Annotated in this window: 1 protein-coding gene and 1 pseudogene; both read left to right on the forward strand. The window is 72.6% G+C overall.

What is annotated here, in order from left to right; translation table 11 throughout:
- Window positions 1–913 (forward strand): phosphopantetheine-binding protein (locus IF23_RS0130720; protein ID WP_245655177.1); only part of this gene is annotated, 913 nt, incomplete at its 5' end.
- Between the two features lie 48 nt (window positions 914–961).
- Window positions 962–2,682 (forward strand): annotated as a pseudogene (locus tag IF23_RS33290) (type I polyketide synthase); the annotation flags it as partial.

Consider the following 2,682-nt stretch of genomic DNA (forward strand, 5'->3'; position numbering starts at 1 on the left):
GGCTCCGGTGATTCCTGTGGTGTCGACGGTGACGGGGAATTCCGCTGCGGGTGAGGATTTGCGGTCGGCTGATTACTGGGTGCGGCAGGTCCGCCAAACCGTCCGGTACGCTGACGCCCTCACCACCCTGGAGGCCGAAGGCGTCACCACGCTCCTGGAAGTCGGCCCCGGCGGAGTCCTCGCCGCCCTCGCCCCCCAGGCCGTACGCGACCCCGACGCCCTGGTCGCCGTGGCCGCGCACCGCGGCGGTCGTCCCGAGCCGGAGACGCTGGTCGAAGCGGTCGGCACACTGTTCGCACGCGGAGTGCCCGTCGACTGGGAGGCGTTCTTCGCCGGCTCCGGCGCCCGCCGCGTCCCCCTGCCCACCTACGCCTTCCAACGCAGCCGCTACTGGCTCGACGCGCAGCCGCCCCAAGACGCGGCGGGCACCCGACCGATCACCCCGCCCCCTGCGCCGGACGCGCGGGACGAGGGCGGCGACGAGCCTGCCCCGCTGGCCGACCGGCTGGCCGACCTCACCCCGGCCCAGCAGGAGCAGTACCTCCTGCGCACCGTGACCACCCTGGTCGCGGCGGTCCTCAAGCACCCCGACACCGCCGCCGTCGCCCCCGACCGGCCCTTCAGGGAGCTGGGCTTCGACTCCCTCACCGGCGTCGAACTGCGCAACCGGCTCGGTGCCGAGACCGGCCTCCGGCTGTCGGCCACCGTCGTCTTCGACCACCCGACCCCGGCTGCCCTCGCCGCCCACGTCCGCGCCCAGGCCACCGCCGGGCCGCCGGAACCCGAACCCGCCGGGCGCCGCGTCGCGCCGCCCGAGGAGCGTCCCGAGACGGTCGCCGGGCCGTCGGCCGCGAAATCGGCGGACGAACTCTTCGCCTTCATCGACACCCAGCTCGGCCGGGCCGCCGACTGACACCGCCCGCCCCACCCCCTATCGGTAACTGAGGAGAGACGGATTCCGATGTCCGCTGACCTGACCGACGCACACGACTCCGCCCGCAGCCGGGAACAGCGGAGCGGCACCGAGAGCGGCAAGGACCGGCAGAGCCGGGAAGAGAAGCTGGTCGACTACCTGAAGTGGGTCACAGAGGACCTGACGAAGGCCCGTGAGCGGATCACCGCGCTGGAGTCCGCCGCGACCGAACCAGTCGCGATCGTCGGGATGGCCTGCCGTTTTCCGGGTGGTGTCGCCTCCCCGGACGATCTGTGGCGGTTGGTCGCCGACGGCACCGACGCGATCTCCGCGTTCCCCGCCGACCGCGGCTGGGACCTCGACGCCCTCTACAGCCCCGACGCCGACGAGCCCGGCACCTCGTACACCCGCCACGGTGGGTTCCTCGACGGCGCCGCCCTCTTCGACGCCGAGTTCTTCGGCATCTCCCCCCGCGAGGCACGGGCGATGGACCCGCAGCAGCGGGTCCTGCTGGAGACCGCCTGGGAGGCGCTGGAGCACGCAGGCATCGACCCGGCGACGCTCAAGGGAACCCGCACCGGCGTCTTCGCGGGCATCGTCGAGCAGAGCTACCTCGGCCTCGAAGGGCCCGAGGAGTTCGAGGGCTACCTGATGACCGGCAAGCTCAGCAGCGTCGCCTCTGGCCGCATCGCCTACACCCTCGGGCTGGAGGGCCCGGCCCTCTCGATCGACACCGCCTGCTCGTCGTCGCTGGTGGCCCTCCACCTGGCGGTCGAATCGGTACGCCGAGGGGAGTGCTCTCTCGCCCTCGCGGGCGGCGCGACCGTCACCGCGACCCCCGGCGGCTTCGTCGACTTCTCCCGGCAAAGTGGCCTCGCGCCCGACGGCCGGATCAAGTCCTTCGCGGCGGCGGCGGATGGCACCGCCTGGGCGGAGGGTGTGGGTCTGCTGGTGGTGGAGCGGTTGTCGGATGCCCGTCGTCATGGTCATCAGATTTTCGCGGTCGTACGCGGCAGCGCCGTCAATCAGGATGGTGCGAGTAATGGTTTGACGGCGCCGAACGGTCCGTCGCAGGAGCGGGTGATCCGTGCCGCCCTTGCGTCGCCGCCGCGGGCGTCGGCGGCGTGATCAAAATGGTGCAGGCGATGCGCCACGGCACCCTGCCGAAGACCCTCCATATCGACCGGCCCACCCCCATGGCCGACTGGGACACGGGCGCCGTGGAGCTCCTCACCGAGGCCCGGCCCTGGCCCGCTCGCGACCACGGCCCGCGCCGCGCCGCCGTGTCTGCCTTCGGCGTCAGCGGCACCAACGCTCACCTCATCCTCGAAGCCCCCGAGGACCGACCCGCGAGCGCCGGAGGCGAGGTGCCGGAACCGGCGCGCACCCTGCCCGCTGTGCCCTGGATCGTCTCGGCCCGCAGCGCCGACGCCCTGGGTGCCCAGGCCGAACGCCTCCACGCCCACCTTGCCGCCCACCCGGAACAGTCCGCCGCCGACCTCGCCTACACCCTCGCCACCACCCGCACCCGCCACGACCACCACGCAGTCCTCACCGGCACCGACCGCGACGAACTCACCCGCGCCCTGCACGGGTTGGCCACGGAGCCGGCCTCCGCCGTCCCCGGCGCCCCGAGCGCCACGGCCCATGGCGGCCTCGGCTTTGTTTTTTCGGGTCAGGGTGCGCAGTGGTTGGGGATGGGGCGTGAGTTGTATGGGGTGTATCCGGTTTTTGCGGGTGCGTTCGATGAGGTGTGTGGGGTGGTGGAC

It is taken from the genome of Streptomyces catenulae, from assembly GCF_000718015.1.
Lineage (GTDB): Bacteria > Actinomycetota > Actinomycetes > Streptomycetales > Streptomycetaceae > Streptomyces > Streptomyces catenulae.